Here is a 17,485-nt window from a genome sequence, read left to right as displayed (position 1 = left end):
CCGAACCCGCCGAAGCCGCCCGCCACCCCCCGGCAGCCCGGCAAAATAGCCCGAGACACCCCGATACCGCCCCGGGTTCGCAACCGTGCCCCCCGGCAGGAACAATCAGGTGGCGACGGGGCCGTACCTACATGGCCCCTACGGGGAGGTGGCAAGCGAAGTGGAGCAGCTGACGCAGCACGACCCGAGGCGGATCGGCCCCTTCGAGGTGCTGGGACGGCTCGGAGCCGGCGGCATGGGGCTGGTCTATCTCGCACGGTCGGCGTCCGGCCGGCGCGTGGCGATCAAAACGGTGCGCACCGAGCTCGCCGAAGACCAACTGTTCCGCGTCCGCTTCACCCGCGAGGTCGAAGCGGCACGAGCGGTGTCCGGCTTCTACACCGCGGCCGTCGTGGACGCCGACCCACGCGCCGCCGTGCCCTGGCTCGCCACCGCCTACGTCCCCGCCCCCTCCCTCGAGGAGATCGTGAACGAGTGCGGGCCCCTGCCCGCCCAGGCCGTCCGCTGGCTGGCAGCCGGAATCGCCGAGGCCCTCCAGTCCATCCACGGCGCCGGCCTCGTCCACCGCGACCTCAAGCCGTCCAACGTCCTCGTCGTCGAGGACGGCCCCCGCGTGATCGACTTCGGCATCGCGTCAGGCGTCTCCAACACCCGCCTCACCATGACCAACGTCGCCGTCGGCACCCCCGCCTACATGTCGCCCGAACAAGCCCGCGACTCCCGCAGCGTCACCGGCGCCAGCGACGTCTTCTCCCTCGGCTCCACCCTCGTCTTCGCCGCCACCGGCCACGCACCCTTCCACGGCGCCAACCCCGTCGAAACCGTCTTCATGCTCCTGCGCGAAGGCCCCGACCTCGCCGGACTCCCCGACGAACTGCGCCCCCTCATCGAGTCCTGCATGCAGATGGACGCCGCACTCCGGCCCAGCCCCGAGGACCTCCAGGCGCAACTCGCACCCCACCTCTTCTCCTCCGGCGGCGACGACAGCGGCACCGCCTCCGCCTGGCTGCCCGGCCGCGCCGTCTCCCTCATCGAGGACCGACGCGGCGGACGACTGCCCGGCACCGGCGCACCCGCCGGCCGGCCCCGTCCCCCCACACCCCCCAGGCCCGAACACGCCCCCGCCGCCGCCCAGCAGCACCCCGCCGGACCCGACCCCCGCAACACCGGACCCGTCCGCCCCCAGCACGCCCCACCCGGCCCCGGCCCCGACCCGGCCCCCGTGCAGCTGCCCGGCGCCAAGGTCCCCATCGGCCCCGGACCCCGCGCCGCCGCCGACGCCCGCGCCGTCGCCGTGGACGCCGGCCCGGCCACCGGCTGGGTCCGCCCGCCCGGCGGCGAAGCCGCCACCAACGCCATGACCGCCGCCCCGCCCGTACCCGCACCCACCACACCCCCGGACACCGGCCCCGCACGCTGGCGCCCCTGGCGCTTCCGCATGTCCAACGACGTCTGGGGCACCCCCGTCGTCGACGGCGACCTCCTCTACGTCACCTCCTTCGAGGTCCACGCCCTCGACGTCGCCAGCGGCCGCCGCCAGTTCAAGACCCGCGACGTCGCCTGGGCCATGACCGTCACCGCCGGACGCATCCACGCCTCCGACGGACCCACCCTCTACGCCCTCGACGCCCACGACGGCGGCGAACGATGGCGCACCCAGACCGACGCCTGGGTCTACTCCCTCCAAGCCGCCCGAGGCACCGTCGTCACCGCCACCCGCGGCGGCGGCGTACAGGGCTGGGAAGCCTCCAACGGCGAAAAACTCTGGGAGATCACCGGCGCCCAGACCGACTTCGAAACCCCCGAAGCCGGCCCCGCACTCTGCGACGACACCGTCCACGTCTGGCGCAACGCCCGCCTCCAGGCCCTCGACGCCCGCACCGGCAACGAACGCTGGTCCTACCCCGTCGGCGACTCCGCCTCGTGCGGCGGCGCACCCGTACGCGTCACCCAGGCCCCCGACGGCTGCACCTACATCGCCGCCGGCACCCGCGTCCTCTGCGTCGACACCATCACCGGACACGTGCGCTGGCACTTCGAAGCCCCCGCCGTCTTCCTCGCCCCACCCGTCTTCGCCCCCGGCCCCGCCGTCACCGGCGGCGGAATCTACCTCGCCGACTACCTCGGCACCGTCTACGCCCTCGACGCCACCACCGGAAAGGACCGCTGGCGCATCGCCACCGAGGCCCGCCAGTCCGTCGAACCCGTCCTCGTCGCCGACGGCAGCATCCACGTCGGCAGCGGCAGCGCCCTCTACACCCTCGACGCCGTCACCGGCACCCCCAAATGGCGCTTCGCCGCCGGCGGCGACGTCACCGGCAGCCCCGTCGTCGCCGACGGCCGCATCCACTTCGGCTCCGCCGACCACGTCCTCTACACCCTCGACGCGGCCGGCGGACAGCTCCGCTGGAAACTCGCCACCGGCGGCGAGATCACCGGCTCACCCGTCGCCCGCAACGGCGTCGTCTACGCCTGCTCCAAGGACCGCTGCGTCTACGCCCTCGACGCCGCCAAGGGAACCGCCACCGGCCGCACCACCGCACCCCGGTAACACCCGCCGACCACCCCGGCCGGCGGGTCCGGCGGGGTCGCCGGGCAGAACACCGGAACTACGGCCCACGCCCCTCGTCACGGAACGGATCCCGCTCCGGACCCGCACCGTACGGATCCGGCCGCGGCTGACGCGGCCCCGACCCGTACGGCGGAGGAGGCGGATACACCGGCAGCCGCTGCGTGTCGTTCGGACCCGGAGCCCACGCGTACGGGCCCCCCTCCTCCGGCGGATACCCGGCCGGACCACCCGGCGGATACGCAGCCGCATCCCCCGGCGGATACGCGACGGGCTCCTCCGGCGGACCGTCCCAGCCCGGCTCGTCGAACCCCACGACCCGAGGCGCACGCCCCCGCATCACCACCGCGCCCAGCAGCAGCAGGAAACCGCCGCCCAACGCCGCCGCGACCCCCTCACCCAGCCCCGGCAGATCGCCGCCCACCGACAGATACCCCGCCGCCTGACCCTGGCGCACCATCCACAGCACCGTGAAACCGAGAACCACCAGCCCCGCCAGCGCCACCAGCAACCGCGACCGCAACACCACCCCGAGCAACGTCACCAACGCGGCGAACGCATACGGCAGCACCAACGACGACACGAGCTCCGTCTGCGCGTCCGTGATACCGCCGAACAGATCCTGCACCCGGTAGTCGACGCCCGGACGACCGCCGTACCAGGCACGGAACGGGCCGCACACCGCAGCCGCCGCTCCGGCGAGAGCCAGCACCGACCCGAAGACGTTACGGACCATGGCCGGCCTCCTCTCCGCAGCACGACGCTACGCCCGTGGTACCCCGACCGCGACCCTTGAACCGGCCCCGCACCGGCCCGCCCCGACCGGGGACAGGCCCGCCACGGGCACCGCCACCGCGCGGCCCCTCGCCCTCCATACGGCCGACCGGGCGTCCCGCACTCACCACCGGCCACCCGGACCGCACCACCGGCCACCCGGACCGCCCCGCCCGCCGCACTCACCACCGGCCACCCGGACCGCCCCACCGGCCACCCGGACCGCCCCACCGGCCACCCGGACCGCCCCACCGGCCACCGCCCGCCGCACCGCACCCCGCCGCTACATTGGTGCCCGCCCCACCGAGGAGAAGCCCGTGCCCGCCCGCCCCAGCCTCCTGTACGTCACCGACCTCGCCTATCCGGCCCGCGGACGGCGCTACGGCGACGAGGACATCCACCTCACCTCCCGGCTCCGCGCCGACTTCGACCTCGCCCTCTGCCACCCCCTCGACGCCGCCGCCCTCATGGACGCCTTCGACGCCGTCGTCGTCCGCAACAGCGGCCCCGTACTCCACTACCGCGAAGCCCACGACGCCTTCCGCGCCCGGGCCACCGCGCACGGCACCCGCGTCTACAACCCGCTCACCGGCCGCGGCGACATGGCGGGCAAGCAGTACCTGCTCGACCTCACCCGGACCGGGCACCCCGTCATCCCCACCGTCGACCGGCCCGAGGACCTCCACCGGCTGCCCGAGACCGACCTGTACGCCGTCAAGCCCCGCGACGGAGCGGACTCCATAGGACTCCGGTTCCTGCCCCACGACCGGCTCACCGGCCTCGACCACGGCGACATCCTCGTCCAGCCGCGCATCGACTTCCGCTACGAGGTGTCGTTCTACTACGTCGACGACACCTTCCAGTACGCGCTCCACGCCCCCGACCCCGAACGACGCTGGGTCCTCGAACCCTACGAGCCCACCGACGCCGACCTCGCCTTCGCCCGGCGCTTCATCGACTGGAACACCCTCGACCACGGAATCCAGCGCGTCGACGCCTGCCGCACCCGCGACGGCGACCTCCTCCTCGTCGAACTGGAGGACCTCAACCCCTACCTCTCCCTCGACCTCCTCGACGAGCCGACCCGCGACGCCTTCGTCACCGCCATGACCACCTCGCTCCACCGCTTCCTGGACACGACGCCCCCGGGGTAGGCGCTCTGCCCACGAAGGTGTGCGCCGCCGGTAGAGCGGACGGCGAGGTCGCGGCTGGGATCGCCATGGGAACCGAAGGTTGTTTGATTTCGTCCGTCGCCTTCGGGGCTCATGGCGTATCGGATCGGGGGCCCGGAGAACCGGGGCACCGCATCGCCGGAACGCGGAGGACTCGGGGGATGGCCCGGGACGAGTGGGAGCGGCTCAAAGCCGATCGCCGGAGCGGCACGTCTCAGCGCAACCGGAAACCCGGCCGCCGCGCGGCGAACAGCTCCGCCTGCCGCTCCGGCGGCAGATTCCCCAACGTCACCAGCTGCGGCGCGTGAGCCAGCGCCTGCGCACGGACCGCCTCCTTCGCCGACCACACCGCACGGACCGTCCCCTGCACCGCCCCCGTCGGGTACGAGGCGATCACCTCGGCGCAGCGCACCGCCGCCGGCACCTCCTCGCCGGGCGCGGTCACCTCGCTGACCAGCCCGGTCTCGTACGCCCGCCGGGCCGAGAGCCGCTCGGCCGTACCCATCAGCGCCGTGCGGGCCACCTCCCCGAACGGCATCCGCATCGCCATGTACACCGACTCGTAGGCACTGACCATGCCGTACGTGGTGTGCGGGTCGAAGAAGACGGCGTCCTCGGCCGCGACCAGGAACTCCGCCTCGCCGAGCAGATAGAACGCGCCGCCGCACGCCAGCCCGCGTACCGCCGCGATCACCGGTTTCCACAGGTCGTTCGCCTTCGGTCCGATCCGCACCAGCGGATCGTCCACCGAGTAGGGCGACGCGGGCTGCGGAACGACCGCGGACCGGTCGATGCCGGTGCAGAACGCCTTCCCGCCGGCGCCGGTGACCACCACCGCGCGGACGGTGTCGTCGAAGCGGAACTCCCGCCAGACGATCGACAGTTCCTCCGCCATGGCGAGGTCGACGGCATTGTGCCGGTCCGGCCGGTCGAGGGTGACGACGGCGACCCCGGTCTCCTTGTCCCGCTCCACGCGCACACCGGACTCCGGCATCACCGCTCCAGCAGCCAGCGCGGTACGGTCACCCCGCCGCCGGCCTCCGTGAACGCCACCCGCACCGGGGCCCCGACGCGCAGCCGCACCGGGTCGACGGAGTTCAGCGGGGCGTCCGCGGCGGCCACGACGTTGCCGACCAACCGGATGTGGGGGGCGTCCGCGAGCTCGACGACGACCGCGTTGTACGGGGCCTGCTCGGCGTAGCCGGGAAGCAGCGGGGGGTGGGGCAGGACGTAGGACCAGATCCGGCCGCGGCCGCTCATACGGCGCCAGGTGCTGCCGAACGACTGGCAGTGGGGGCAGCAGGGGCGGGGCGGGAAGCGCAGCTCGTCGCAGGAGGCGCAGGCCTGGACGCGGAGTTGTCCTCGGGCTGCGTACTCCCAGAAGGGCGCACCGTCCTCGTCGATGACGGGTGTCAGATACGCGGTGTCAGAATCTGTCATCTGTCAGTTCAACTCCTCAGAAGCAACGCCGAAGTGGGGACTCCCTCGCCCGCCGTCACCAGGCATGTCGACGCGCCCGGCACCTGCGCCGTGGAGGCACCGCGCAGTTGCTTCACACCCTCGTTGATCAGGTTGAAGCCGTGGACGTACGCCTCGCTGAGCCCGCCACCCCCGGTGTTGAGCGGCAGTCGACCGCCGATCTCCAGGGCGCCCCCCTCGGTGAACGGCCCGCCCTCCCCGCGCCCGCAGAAGCCGTATCCCTCCAGCGACAGCGGGATCAGCGGGGTGAACGCGTCGTAGATCTGGGCGACGTCGACGTCCTGCGGGCCGAAGTCGGCCGTCTTCCACAGGTGCCGGGCCGCGGTCCAGGCCGGGCCGGTGAGCGGGTCGTCGTTCCAGTAGTTGACCATGCCGTGGTGCTGGGCCGGCAGGCCCTGGGCGACGGAGTGGACGTACACGGGCCGGTGCCGGCAGTCGCGGGCGCGTTCGGCGCTGACCACGACGCAGGCCAGTGCCCCGTCCGTCTCGAGGCAGTTGTCGAAGAGGCACAGGGGTTCGCTGATCCAGCGCGCCGTCATGTACATCTCGCGGGTCAGCGGCCGCTCGTACATCATCGCGGCCGGGTTCTGGTTGGCGCGGTTGCGGCAGGCGAGGGCGACGTTGAAGAGGTGGTCGCGGGTGGCGCCGTACTCGTGCATGTAGCGCCGGGTGAGCATGCCGATCTCGTCGGCGGGGCGCAGCAGTCCGAAGGGCCGGGTCCACTGTCCGGGGGTGGGCAGTTGTGCCGCGGTGTTCTTCCAGGGGCGCGGCCCGGAGCCGCGTTTGCGGGAGCGCCAGGCGATGCCGACGTTCGCCTGGCCGGTGGCGACGGCCGCGGCGAGGTGGGCGACGGTCGCGCAGGAGCCGCCGCCGCCGTAGCCGGCCTTGCTGAAGAAGGTGACGTCTCCCGCGCCGATCGCCTTGGCGATCTCGACCTCGTCGGTGTCCTCCATCGTGTAGGAGGCGAAGGCGTCCACCTCGGCGGGGCTCACACCGGCGTCGTCGAGTGCGGCGAGGATGGCCCGGCAGGCCAGGGTCTTCTCGGTTTCGGGGAGGTGTTTCGCGAAGGCGGTCTGTCCGATTCCGGCTATCGCCGTCGCGTCCTTGAGGGTCGCCATGCGGGGGAGGGTACAGCTAATCTGACGGACAGTCAGCTACCGGGGTGCGAGAAGCGATACGCGACGGCGGGAGGTCCGGGCTATGCGCGGCGATCTGGAGTGGGGCTCCGTCCCGAGACTGGTGCGGAGTGCCGCGGAACGACACGGCGACCGGGAGGCCGTGGCCGAGGGCCGTACCCGGGTGACGTACGCCGAGCTGGGCGAACGCGTCGACCGTGCGGCCGCCGCCTGTATCGCCGCGGGTGTGGAGCCGGGGGACCGGGTGGCGGTCTGGGCGCCGAACACCCTGGAGTGGATCGTCTCCGCGCTGGGCGCGGTGTCGGCCGGCGCGGTGCTCGTGCCGCTCAACACCCGCTTCAAGGGCACGGAGGCCGCGTACGTCCTGGCCCGGTCCCGGGCGAAGCTGCTGTTCATCACCGGCACGTTCCTCGGCACCTCGTACGTGGCCTCGCTGCGGCGCGCCGAGGTGGAACTGCCGTATCTAGAGCAGGTGGTGGTGCTCGGAGACAGCGCGCCGGAGGACTACCGGACGTGGAAGGACTTCCTCGCGGGCGGGGACGCGGTGCCGGTGTCCCTCGTGCGGGCGCGGGCGGACGCGGTGGAGCCGTCGGCCCCGTCGGACATCGTGTTCACCTCGGGCACGACGGGGGCGCCGAAGGGTGCGGTGATCACTCACGCGCAGACGCTGCGCTGCTACGCGATCTGGGCCGAGCTGGCGGGGCTGCGCGAGGGCGACCGCTATCTGATCGTGAACCCGTTCTTCCACACCTTCGGCTACAAGGCCGGGATCATCGCCTGCCTGATGCGGGGCGCGACGATGGTGCCGCAGCCGGTGTTCAACGTCGACACGGTACTGGCGAACATCGCGTCCGAGCGGATATCGGTCCTGCCGGGTCCGCCGACGCTGCACCAGTCGCTGCTGGACCACCCGGCCAGGGACGCGCACGACCTGTCGGCGCTGCGGCTGGTGGTGACGGGTGCGGCGGTGGTGCCGTTGCGTCTGGTGGAGCGGCTGCGGCGCGAGTTGCGCATCGGGACGGTTCTGACGGCGTACGGGCTGTCGGAGGCTTCGGGCATCGTGACGATGTGCCGTCGCGGGGACGATCCGGCGACGATCGCGGCGACGTCGGGGCGGGCGATCCCGGGCACCGAGGTGCGGGTGCGGGCCGAGCCGGGCGAGCCGGGGGAGATCCTGGTGCGCGGGCACAACGTGATGCAGGGGTACTTCGAGGACCCGGTGGCCACGGCGGAGGCGGTCGACGCGGACGGCTGGCTGCACACGGGCGACGTGGGTGTCCTCGACGCGGCGGGGAATCTGCGGATCACCGACCGGATCAAGGACATGTTCATCGTGGGCGGCTTCAACGCGTACCCGGCGGAGATCGAGCGGCTCCTCGGTCTGCACCCGGATGTCGCGGACGTGGCGGTGATCGGCGTGCCGGACGGGCGGCTGGGCGAGGTGGGGAAGGCGTACGCGGTGCGCCGGGCGGGTTCGACGCTGACGGCGGACGATCTGATCGCCTGGTCGCGCCGGGAGATGGCGAACTACAAGGTGCCGCGGTCGGTGGAGTTCGTGGTGGAGCTGCCGCGGAACGCGAGCGGGAAGGTGCTGAAGACGGAACTGCGGGCGCGCGCCGAGGCGCACGCCCGCTGAACGCACCGCGGCCGCGGCGGCTCCCCCTCCGCGCCGCCGCGGCCGCACCCCGTCGTGTGCGGTCTCAGGGCTTCGGAGGGGCGGGGACGTGGTTGTCCATGGTGGTGATGCCGCCGTCCTTCGGCGGGGCCGGCACGTGGTTGTCGAGCGTGGTGATCTTCCCGTCCTTGGGCGGCGCGGGGACGTGGTTGTCCTGGGTGGTGGCGCCGCCGTCCCTCGGAGGGGCCGGCACGTGGTTGTCCATCGTGGTGATGGTCTCGTCGTTCTTCTGTGCTTCGCTCATCGTCTGCTCCCCGAAGTGTCTCGGATCCGATCGGTAACGCCCGTTCGGCGACTCCCCCGTGGGTCGCCGAACGGGCGTCTTGGGACCGCTCACCTTAGTGGTGAGTCCCCCGTGACCCGTCTGCCCCCCGACGCGACGGACCGATGGGTACGAGAGTGCCGTGTCGGCATAAACAAACGCTGAACGTGCGGGTCGGGGGGCTGTCAGGCGGCGGCGAGAGGCGTCAGCAGTGCTCGTACCTGGTCCGCGTCGGACACGCCGAGTTGTTCGTAGACGGACAGTGCCTCGCGCCAGCAGGCGCGTGCGCGGTCGGTCTGGCCGAGGGCGTCGAGGGCGCGGCCGAGGAGGGTGAGGACGTTGCCGCGCATGCGGTCGCCGCCGATGCAGCCGTTGGCCAGGGCCTGTTCGGCGTGCTGGGCGGCGATGGCCGGTTTGCGGGCCTTGAGCTGGGCTTCGGCCATGCGGAAGTGGGTGGTGCCTTCCCACAGGCGCTGGCGGTCGTCGGCGAACATGCGCAGGGCGTCGCCGAACTGTTCCAGGGCTTCCGTGTGGCGTCCGGCGTGGGTGAGGGCGACGCCGAGGGCGTAGCGGCCGTTGGCGAGCCTGACGGTGATGCCCATGCCGTCGTAGATGGCGATGCCTTGCTGGGCGAGGTCGATGGCGCTGGCGGTGCGGCCGAGGAGGAGGTGGACGCGTGAGAGGTTGCACAGGGCGCTGGCGGCGCCGACGAGGTTGGCGTCGGCGCGGAAGCCTTCGACGGCTTTGAGGAGGTGCTCCTCGGCCTGTTCGTAGCGTTCCTGGACGATGGCGATGATGCCGCGGTCGTTGTCGGACCAGGGGACGGGGGCGTGGTCGCCGGTGCCGGAGGCGAGGGTGCGGGCCCGGGTGGCTTCGTCGTCGGCCTCGTCGTACCGTCCCGCCACGAGGTGGACGCTCGTCAGTGTCGTCCTTGCGCGTCCCTCGGCGTGGGCGTCGCCGGATGTGCGTGCGGCGTCGCGTGCGGCGAGTGCCGTGGATTCGTACTGCTTGCTGTTGGCGCCGGACTCGGCGAGGTCCTTGGCGGCCCAGAGCAGGTCGACGGCGCGGCGGAGCCTGGTGCCGACGAAGGACTGGCGGGCGCAGGCGAGGAGGCAGTTGGCCTCGCGGTAGAGCCAGTCGAGGGCTTCGTGGCGGTCGGTGAAGGCGAGTCCTTCGTAGACGGTGGAGGCGAGGTGGTCGACGAGGCGGTCGCCGGGGCGTTCGAGGGCGAAGACGCGGGCGGTGGTGGCGAGGTAGAAGTCCAGCAGCCGGGACAGGGCGGCCTCGCGTTCGGCCGGTGGCTGTTCGTCGCGTTCGGCGCATGCACGCGCGTAGAGGCGGACGAGGTCGTGGAAGCGGTAGCGGCCGTGGGCTGCGGATTCGAGGAGTGAGGTGTCGACGAGGGCTTCGAGGAGGTCCTCGGTGTCGTGTTCGGGGAGTCCGAGGGTGGCGGCTGCCGCGGTGAGGGAGATGTCGGGGCCGTCGGCGAGGCCCAGGAGGCGGAAGGCACGGGCCTGGGCGGGTTCGAGCTGGCCGTAGCCGAGTTCGAAGGTGGCTTTGACGGCGAGGTCGCCTGCCTGGAGTTCGTCGAGGCGGCGGCGTTCGTCGGCGAGTTTGGCGGCGAGGACGGAGACGGTCCAGGTGCGGCGCGCGGCGAGGCGGGAGGCGGCGATGCGGATGGCGAGGGGCAGGAAGCCGCAGGCGGCGACGACGTCGAGGGCGGCTTCGCGTTCGGCGGTGACGCGTTCTTCGCCGACGATGCGGGTGAAGAGCTGGAGGGCTTCGTCGGGGGACATGACGTCGAGGTCGACGAGGTGGGCTCCGGCGAGGTCGACCATGCGGACGCGGCTGGTGACGAGGGCGGCGCAGCCGGCGGTGCCGGGCAGCAGGGGCCGGACCTGGGCGGCGTCGCGGGCGTTGTCGAGGAGGACGAGGATGCGGCGGCCGTCGAGGAGGGAGCGGAAGAGGGCGGCGCGTTCGTCGAGGGTGTCGGGGATGGCGGTGTCGGCGGTGCCGAGGGCGCGGAGGAAGGCGCCGAGGACGGTTTCGGGTTCGGCGGCGCGGTGGCCGGCGCCCTGGAGGTCGACGTAGAGCTGTCCGTCGGGGAAGTGGGGTTTGGCTTCGTGGGCGACGTGGACGGCGAGGGTGGTCTTGCCGACGCCGCCTATGCCGGCGAGGGCGGAGACGGCCATGACGGTGCCGTCGGCGGAGCCGAGGCGGTGTCCGAGTTCGCGGACGAAGGCGGCGCGGCCGGTGAAGTCGGGCACGGTGGCGGGGAGTTGTGCCGGCCGGGCGGGCTGCGGCGCTGTGGGTGCGGGTTGTTCGGCGGGGCGCGCGAGTTCGGTGTCGGCCTGGAGGATGCGCTGCTGGAGGGCGGAGAGTTCGGGGCGGGGGTCGACGCCGAGTTCGTCGGCGAGGAGGCGTCGGGTGTCGGCGTAGACGGCGAGGGCCTCGGCCTGGCGTCCGCTGCGGTAGAGGGCGAGCATGAGGAGTTCGCGCAGGCGTTCGCGCAGGGGGTGTGCGGCGGTGAGGGCGGTGAGTTCGGAGACGGCTTCGGCGTGGCAGCCGACGTCGAGGTCGAGTTCGAGGCGGGTCTCGAGGAGTTGGAGGTGCCATTCCTCGAGGCGGGCGCGCTGGGTCTCGGCGTAGGGGCCGGGTACGGAGGCGAGGGGTTCGCCGTCCCAGAGTCCGAGGGACTTGTTGATGAGGACGCGGGCCTGGCAGCGGTCGCCGCCGGCGCGGGCCTTCTCGGCTTCGGCGACGAGCTCCTGGGCGACCTGGAGGTCGAGGGCGTCGGCGGGGATGCGGACGGCGTAGCCGCCGGATTCGCTGACGAGGACGCCGGGGTCGAGGATCTTGCGGAGGCGTGAGGCGTAGGTGCGTACGGCGGCGAGGGCCTGGGAGGGCGGGTCCTCGCCCCAGATGGCGTCGATGAGTTCGGCGGCGGTGGCGGTGCGGCCCTCGCGGAGGAGGAGGGCGGCGAGGAGGGCGCGCTGCTGGGGTGATCCGGAGGGGAGTGCCTGTGCGGATCGCCAGGCGCGGACGGGTCCGAGCACGCTGAAGCGCAGGTGCCCGTCGCTGTCCGACGGGTCCGGAGTCCGCGGCTCCGGAATGTGTGGCTGTGCGGAGGGCCCGTCCTCGCGGTGCATCGCTACCCCCTGCCGGTACCGCCTTCGTCCCGCTTCGTGCCGCTCGTGTCGCGGGTTCGCCCCCGACAGTCTGCCTTGTGGGGGCCGGGCTCGTCAGCAAGGGGTGACGCTCTGCACAGGATCTGCAGGATCCTGCCCGAACAGGGAGCTGACGACCCGTCAGATGAACGCTACCGTGGTACGCATGGAGACCTTCCCGAAGATCATCTCGGTGGACGACCACACGGTGGAGCCCCCCAACGTCTGGCGGGACCGGCTCCCGTCGAAGTACCGGGACAGCGGCCCCCGTGTCGTCCGCGCGCCACTGAGGGAAATGACCTTCCTCGGCGGCAGGTTCGCCCCCGTCATGGGCGCGCCGGGCGAGGAGGGGCCGGTCGGTGACTGGTGGGTGTACGAGGACCTGCACCGGCCGCTGACCCGGCTCGACACCGCCGTCGGCTACGACCGCGACGAGATCAGGCTCGAGGTCATCACGTACGAGCAGATGCGGCCCGGTTCGTACAGCGTCCCGGACCGGCTGGCCGACATGGACGTCAACCACGTCCAGTCCGCCCTGTGCTTCCCCACCTTCCCGCGCTTCTGCGGTCAGACGTTCACCGAGGCGAAGGACCGTGAGCTGGGGCTGCTCGGCGTGCGCGCCTACAACGACTGGATGGTGGAGGAGTGGTGCGGGCCCGAGGCCCGGGGCCGGCTCGTCCCGCTCGCCCTGATCCCGCTCTGGGACGCGGAGCTCGCCGCGGCCGAGGTGCGGCGGAACGCGGCGCGCGGGGTGCGCGCGGTGGCGTTCTCGGAGATACCGCCGCACCTCGGCCTGCCGTCCGTCCACTCCGACGCGTGGGACCCGTTCCTGGCGGCGTGCGACGAGACCGGGACGGTCGTGGCCATGCACATCGGCTCCTCCTCCCGGATGCCGTCGACGTCGGCCGACGCCCCGCCGGCCGTCGGCTCCACCATCACCTTCGCCAACTGCTGCTTCTCGATGGTCGACTGGCTGATGAGCGGCAAGTTCGAGCGGTTCCCGAATCTCCGCGTCATGTACGCCGAGGGCCAGATCGGGTGGATCCCGTACATCCTGGAGCGTGCGGACGTGGTGTGGGAGGAGAACCGCGGCTGGGGCGGCGTCGCGGACAAGGTGCACCGGCCGCCGTCGGAGCTGTTCGCCGAGCACGTCTACGGTTGCTTCTTCGACGACGCCTTCGGCCTGCGGAACCTGGACGCGATCGGCGTCGGGAACGTGCTGTACGAGACGGACTACCCGCACTCGGACTCCACCTGGCCCAAGTCCCGCGAGGTCGGCGAGGCGCAGATGGGGCATCTGGCCCCCGACGTGGTGGAGCGGATCGTGCGCGGGAACGCGATCGACCTGCTGGGGCTGACGGAGGACGGGCTCTGGCCCGGCCCCTGAGCCGCCCGGGCGGACGTGCGGCGGCCGGCGTGGTCCGCGGGCCCGTGCCGGACGTGCGGCGGCCGGCGTGGTCCGCGGGCCCGTGCCGGACGTCCGCGGATGACCTGGCAGCCCCCTGCGCCCCGGGGCATCGGCCCGCGCGCCGGGGTGCCCAACCGTGACGTGGACGTCCGCCCATGCCCGGGCCGTCCGCCCCGGGCCGTCCGCCCCGGGCCGTCCACTCATGAACGGCCATCCACCCATGCACGGACATCCACCCATGACGTGGACATCCGCCCATGCCCGCCGCCACCATCGGGACATGACGCTCACTCCGGCAGAAGCCGACAAGATCCTCGCCGACAACTTCGCCCCCTGGGTGCTCGATCTCGGTCTGACCGTCGTCGAGACGGGCGAACTCCACGCCGTGCTCCGCCTGCCGTGGACCGACCGGCTCGCCCGGGAGGGCGGCGCGCTGTCCGGCCAGGCGCTGATGGCGGCGGCAGACACCGCCACCGTGATCGCCGTGTCCTCGGCCCGCGGAGGTTTCGTCCCGATGACGACGGTCCAGCAGTCGACGACGTTCCAGCGGGCGGTGACGGGCGCGGACGTGCTCGTCGACGCCCGGGTGTCCAAGCTCGGCAGGCGTATGGCGTTCGCCGAGATCACGATGACGGCGCACGGCGGCGAGGAGCCCGCCGCCCGAGCATCGACCGTGTACGCACTGCTCGGGTAGGGCCGTCTAAGGTTCCGCTGTCGGCTTCCGGGCCGGCCCGGCCGGTCCCGGCCGACCGGTGCCGCCCGTCGCGGCGGGTGCGCGGCTCCGAGGGCGACGCGCACCGCAGCCGGTCCGGGCCGGCGTTCCGGGTGGTCCGGACCGCGGACGGGCGCCGTCCGCGGTGGTGCGCGAAGGCGGAGGGAACCGCCGCGAAGGAGTGGGAACGACTGTGGAGGCGGGGACGCACGGGGCGGAACTCGACGAACTGCTGAGTGTGGTGCGGCGCCGCAGCCCGGCCGCCGTGCTGGCCTGGCTCGGCGGCAGGGTCGGGGCGGACGTCGCATGGGTCGGCAGGGCGGGCGCGGTCGACGCCGCGACGCCCGGCTTCCCGCCCGGGATCGCGCGCGTGCTGCCCGAGCACGCGGGACCCCTGGCCGGCGGAGGTCTGGCCGCCGCCACGACGCATCTGGACGGCCGGGAGGTGCGTCTCGAGGCTTTCGGCGGGCGGGCGCCGCGCCCGGTGCTCGTGACGGCCTCGTCCGCACCGCTTCCGCGCGACGCGGCGGTGCTCGCCTCGCACGCCGGCGGACTCCTCGAACTGCTGGACAGGGCGGGGGATGCGGACGAGAACGCACGCGGCTACGAGGCGAAGTCCCGTCAGTTGCGGTTCGCGGTACTGACCGCGCTGATGAGCGGGGACGTCACCCTGGCCCGGCGCATGACCACGGGCGACGTGCCGCCGCTGCTCGGCGCGGAGCGCGTCCGGGTCCATCTGCTGCACTGCACCCCCGCCGACCGCGACCGGCTGGCCCGGACCTATCTGGACCCCTCGGGCTACCACGGGGCCGCCCTGATGGTGCACTGCCCGGCCTTCAAGGAGCATCTGATCTGCCCCATCGCCGAGGACGTCGAACCCGGCGGCCGGCTCCGGCAGGGCGAGGTGCTGCGCAGGCTCGTCCGGGAGAACCCCGGATACGCCCTCGGCGTCAGCAGACCGCATCCGCTCGCGGCCATGGGCGAGGCCTACGGCGAGGCGCTGCACGCCCTCACCGTCGCCCGCAACTCGCCGGACCGGCTCGCCGTCTACCGGGGCCGGCCGTCCCTGGTGCAGGTCCTGCCCCGGCGGCCCGCGGCCGCCTGGGCGTCCGCCTTCCTGGAGCCGCTGGGCGCCGTGCCCAAGCCGACCGTGGACGTCACGCGCCTGGCCGTGACCTTCCCCCGTGCCGCCGTGGCGCGGCTGCTGCAGATCAGCCGCACCACCGTCGCTGCGCACTGCCGCCGGGCGGAGGAGGCGCTGGGCGTGGACCTCGGCGATGTGCGGACCCGGGCAGCGCTGGACCTGGCCCTGTCGCTGACCGCCGTCCACCCCGGTCCCGCCGACGGCCGCGGGCCGGCCCCGGCCCTGCCCGAACTGCTGCGCACCGCACCCGCCGTGAACTGGGCGGAGAGCTTCATGGGTCCGCTGCACACCGGCCGGAACGGTGATCTGCACCGCACCGTCGAGGCCTGGGTCGACACCGGCGCCGACGCCCGTGCGGCCGCCGCGCGGCTGGGGCTGAGCCGGAACACGGTCCGGTCCCGGCTGCGCGCCGCCGAGCGGCTGCTCAACCGCGATCTGCTGACGACCGGTTCGGGGATCCACGACCTCGTCCACGCGCTGGACGTGACGGGTGGGCAGCGTGCACTGCCCGCCGCCGAAACTGATCACCGTGCACGGTGGCCCGGGGGCCGGGCCGCGTCCTAACGTGCAGGTGTCGCGGAGGCATGCCCTCCGTGCGGCTGCGAGCACGTGCACCGCGGGGTGACGGCGTCCGCGTCACGGGGGTATGCGCACGCCCGGACGCCCCCGGTCCGCGCACGGTCCGCCCGCGGCCACCGACCGGCCCCCGGCGCCCCTCCCAGGCGCCGGGCCCGGTCCCGGCCCCGCCCCACCCCTGTCCGGGCCGAGCGCCCCGCCCCCGCGTACCCCTCGTACGTTCGCCCCGCGCCCCGCGCCCCGCGCCCCGCGTACCCCGCGGCCCCGTCGTCCGTACGCCCGTACGCCCGTACGCCCGCACGTCCGCAGGTCGCACGCCACCGGCCACCGGCCGCCCCTCACCCGTACGCGCCCGGAGATGTGCCGTCCCGCCCCGGCGGCGGACCCGCACACCCCCTTGCCCGATCAGGCGCCAGCCAAGACCATGGGGTCCCAATTGATATGACGGATCGTCAGATCCGGGAGCGAAGGGGCCGAATCATGGTGGTGTACGGGATGCAGCTCCCGGTTCAGTCGCAGAGCACCCTCTACGCCGAGTCCTGGGAGGCGGCCGCGGGCCCGGACGATCTCGTCGCGATCGCCCGCGCCGCCGACCGTGCCGGGTTCGCCTACGTGGCCGTCTGCGACCACGTCGCCATACCGGCACGGCTCGCCGGGGCGATGTCGACCGTCTGGTACGACCCCGTCGCCACACTGTCCTTCCTGGCCGCGGCGACCGAACGGGTGCGGCTGCTCAGCCATGTCGCCGTCGTCGGGCTGCGCCATCCGCTGATCACGGCCAAGCAGTACGCGACCCTCGACCATCTGTCCGGCGGCCGACTCGTGCTCGGGGTCGGCGCGGGGCATGTGCGGGAGGAGTTCGAAGCGGTCGGGGCCGACTTCGAGGGGCGCGGCGCCGTGCTCGACGAGACGATCGACGCGCTCAGGGCGGCGCTCGGGCCGGAGGAGTTCCCGAGCTTCGCGGGCGAGCGGTTCGCCTTCGAGGGCCTCGGGCAGAGACCGCGGCCCGTCCAGGCCCGGGTGCCTCTGTGGGTCGGCGGCTCCTCGCCCGCCGCCGTGCGCCGGGCCGCCCTCAAGGGGGACGGCTGGCTGCCGCAGGGCGATCCGCGCGACCGTCTGCCGCGGCAGATCGCCCGGCTGCGGACGCTGCGCGAGGACGCAGGTGTCGAGGACCCCCTCGTCGTCGGCGCGATCACCGAGCCCCTGTACGTCGGTGACGCCGGCTGGGACACGGGCCGGCGCACGCTGACCGGCAAGCCCGACGCGCTCGCCGAGTCGCTGCGCGAGTACGGCGCGATGGGCGTGGACCAGATCCAGGTGCGGTTCCGCAGCCGGAGCCGCAGTGAACTCACCGACCAGATGGCGGCCTTCGCCGCCGACGTCGCTCCGCACCTCGACCGTTAGGAGTACG

General features: G+C 73.2%; 13 protein-coding genes. 7 read left to right on the top strand and 6 right to left on the bottom strand.

Annotated elements, in window-relative coordinates:
- Positions 1 to 160: 160 nt before the first annotated feature.
- Positions 161 to 2,551 carry a protein serine/threonine kinase AfsK gene (afsK, locus tag QRN89_RS15200; protein ID WP_290349937.1) on the top strand — a complete coding sequence of 797 codons (2,391 nt, stop codon included), beginning with the start codon at positions 161 to 163 and terminating at the stop codon, positions 2,549 to 2,551.
- 58 nt (positions 2,552 to 2,609) lie between these two features.
- Here afsK and QRN89_RS15195 read toward each other — a convergent pair whose 3' ends face one another.
- Positions 2,610 to 3,305, bottom strand: a complete 696-nt coding sequence (locus tag QRN89_RS15195) for a hypothetical protein (RefSeq protein ID WP_290349936.1) — start codon at positions 3,303 to 3,305, stop codon at positions 2,610 to 2,612.
- 355 nt (positions 3,306 to 3,660) lie between these two features.
- On the opposite strand from QRN89_RS15195, the gene QRN89_RS15190 reads away from it, so the two are divergent.
- On the top strand, positions 3,661 to 4,497 hold the full coding sequence (locus QRN89_RS15190; protein ID WP_290349935.1) for an ATP-grasp domain-containing protein: 837 nt from the start codon (positions 3,661 to 3,663) through the stop codon (positions 4,495 to 4,497).
- A 232-nt stretch (positions 4,498 to 4,729) separates the two neighbouring features.
- Here QRN89_RS15190 and QRN89_RS15185 read toward each other — a convergent pair whose 3' ends face one another.
- Genes QRN89_RS15185 through QRN89_RS15175 form a run of 3 tightly spaced genes read right to left on the bottom strand, consistent with a single transcriptional unit; the run spans position 4,730 to position 7,112 of the window.
- On the bottom strand, positions 4,730 to 5,509 hold the full coding sequence (locus QRN89_RS15185; RefSeq protein WP_290349934.1) for an enoyl-CoA hydratase/isomerase family protein: 780 nt from the start codon (positions 5,507 to 5,509) through the stop codon (positions 4,730 to 4,732).
- On the bottom strand, positions 5,509 to 5,955 hold the full coding sequence (locus QRN89_RS15180; RefSeq protein ID WP_290349933.1) for a Zn-ribbon domain-containing OB-fold protein: 447 nt from the start codon (positions 5,953 to 5,955) through the stop codon (positions 5,509 to 5,511). The genes QRN89_RS15185 and QRN89_RS15180 overlap by 1 nt, the downstream gene beginning before the upstream one ends.
- Before the next feature lie 8 nt (positions 5,956 to 5,963).
- A complete protein-coding gene (locus QRN89_RS15175) occupies positions 5,964 to 7,112 on the bottom strand; it encodes a lipid-transfer protein (RefSeq protein ID WP_290349932.1) in 1,149 nt (382 codons plus the stop codon).
- Positions 7,113 to 7,194: 82 nt separating this feature from the next.
- Between QRN89_RS15175 and QRN89_RS15170 the strand changes: the two genes are divergently transcribed.
- Positions 7,195 to 8,766, top strand: coding sequence for a FadD3 family acyl-CoA ligase (locus QRN89_RS15170; protein WP_290349931.1), 1,572 nt, complete (start codon positions 7,195 to 7,197; stop codon positions 8,764 to 8,766).
- Positions 8,767 to 8,830: 64 nt separating this feature from the next.
- On the opposite strand, the gene afsS is transcribed toward QRN89_RS15170, so the two are convergent.
- Both afsS and afsR read right to left on the bottom strand, forming a co-directional pair.
- Positions 8,831 to 9,049: a regulatory protein AfsS gene (gene afsS / locus QRN89_RS15165; protein ID WP_290349930.1), complete on the bottom strand. Its 219-nt coding sequence runs from the start codon at positions 9,047 to 9,049 to the stop codon at positions 8,831 to 8,833.
- Positions 9,050 to 9,252: 203 nt separating this feature from the next.
- Positions 9,253 to 12,216, bottom strand: coding sequence for an SARP-family global regulator AfsR (gene afsR / locus QRN89_RS15160; protein ID WP_290349929.1), 2,964 nt, complete (start codon positions 12,214 to 12,216; stop codon positions 9,253 to 9,255).
- Between the two features lie 184 nt (positions 12,217 to 12,400).
- Between afsR and QRN89_RS15155 the strand changes: the two genes are divergently transcribed.
- From QRN89_RS15155 to QRN89_RS15140, 4 genes are all read left to right on the top strand, one after another.
- Positions 12,401 to 13,621 carry an amidohydrolase family protein gene (locus QRN89_RS15155; RefSeq protein ID WP_290349928.1) on the top strand — a complete coding sequence of 407 codons (1,221 nt, stop codon included), beginning with the start codon at positions 12,401 to 12,403 and terminating at the stop codon, positions 13,619 to 13,621.
- A 301-nt stretch (positions 13,622 to 13,922) separates the two neighbouring features.
- The gene (locus QRN89_RS15150; RefSeq protein ID WP_290349927.1) at positions 13,923 to 14,336 is read left to right on the top strand and encodes a PaaI family thioesterase; all 414 of its coding nucleotides are present in this window, start codon (positions 13,923 to 13,925) and stop codon (positions 14,334 to 14,336) included.
- A 211-nt stretch (positions 14,337 to 14,547) separates the two neighbouring features.
- Positions 14,548 to 16,062 (top strand): helix-turn-helix domain-containing protein, encoded by a 1,515-nt coding sequence (locus tag QRN89_RS15145; RefSeq protein ID WP_290349926.1) that lies wholly within the window; start codon positions 14,548 to 14,550, stop codon positions 16,060 to 16,062.
- A gap of 492 nt (positions 16,063 to 16,554) precedes the next feature.
- Positions 16,555 to 17,478, top strand: coding sequence for an LLM class F420-dependent oxidoreductase (locus tag QRN89_RS15140; RefSeq protein ID WP_290349925.1), 924 nt, complete (start codon positions 16,555 to 16,557; stop codon positions 17,476 to 17,478).
- Positions 17,479 to 17,485: the final 7 nt, after the last annotated feature.

Origin of the sequence: Streptomyces sp. HUAS CB01, assembly GCF_030406905.1 — a bacterium.
GTDB lineage: Bacteria > Actinomycetota > Actinomycetes > Streptomycetales > Streptomycetaceae > Streptomyces > Streptomyces chengbuensis.
The sequence above is the reverse complement of the archived record's forward strand: the minus strand, read 5'-3'. Positions and strand labels throughout refer to the sequence as shown.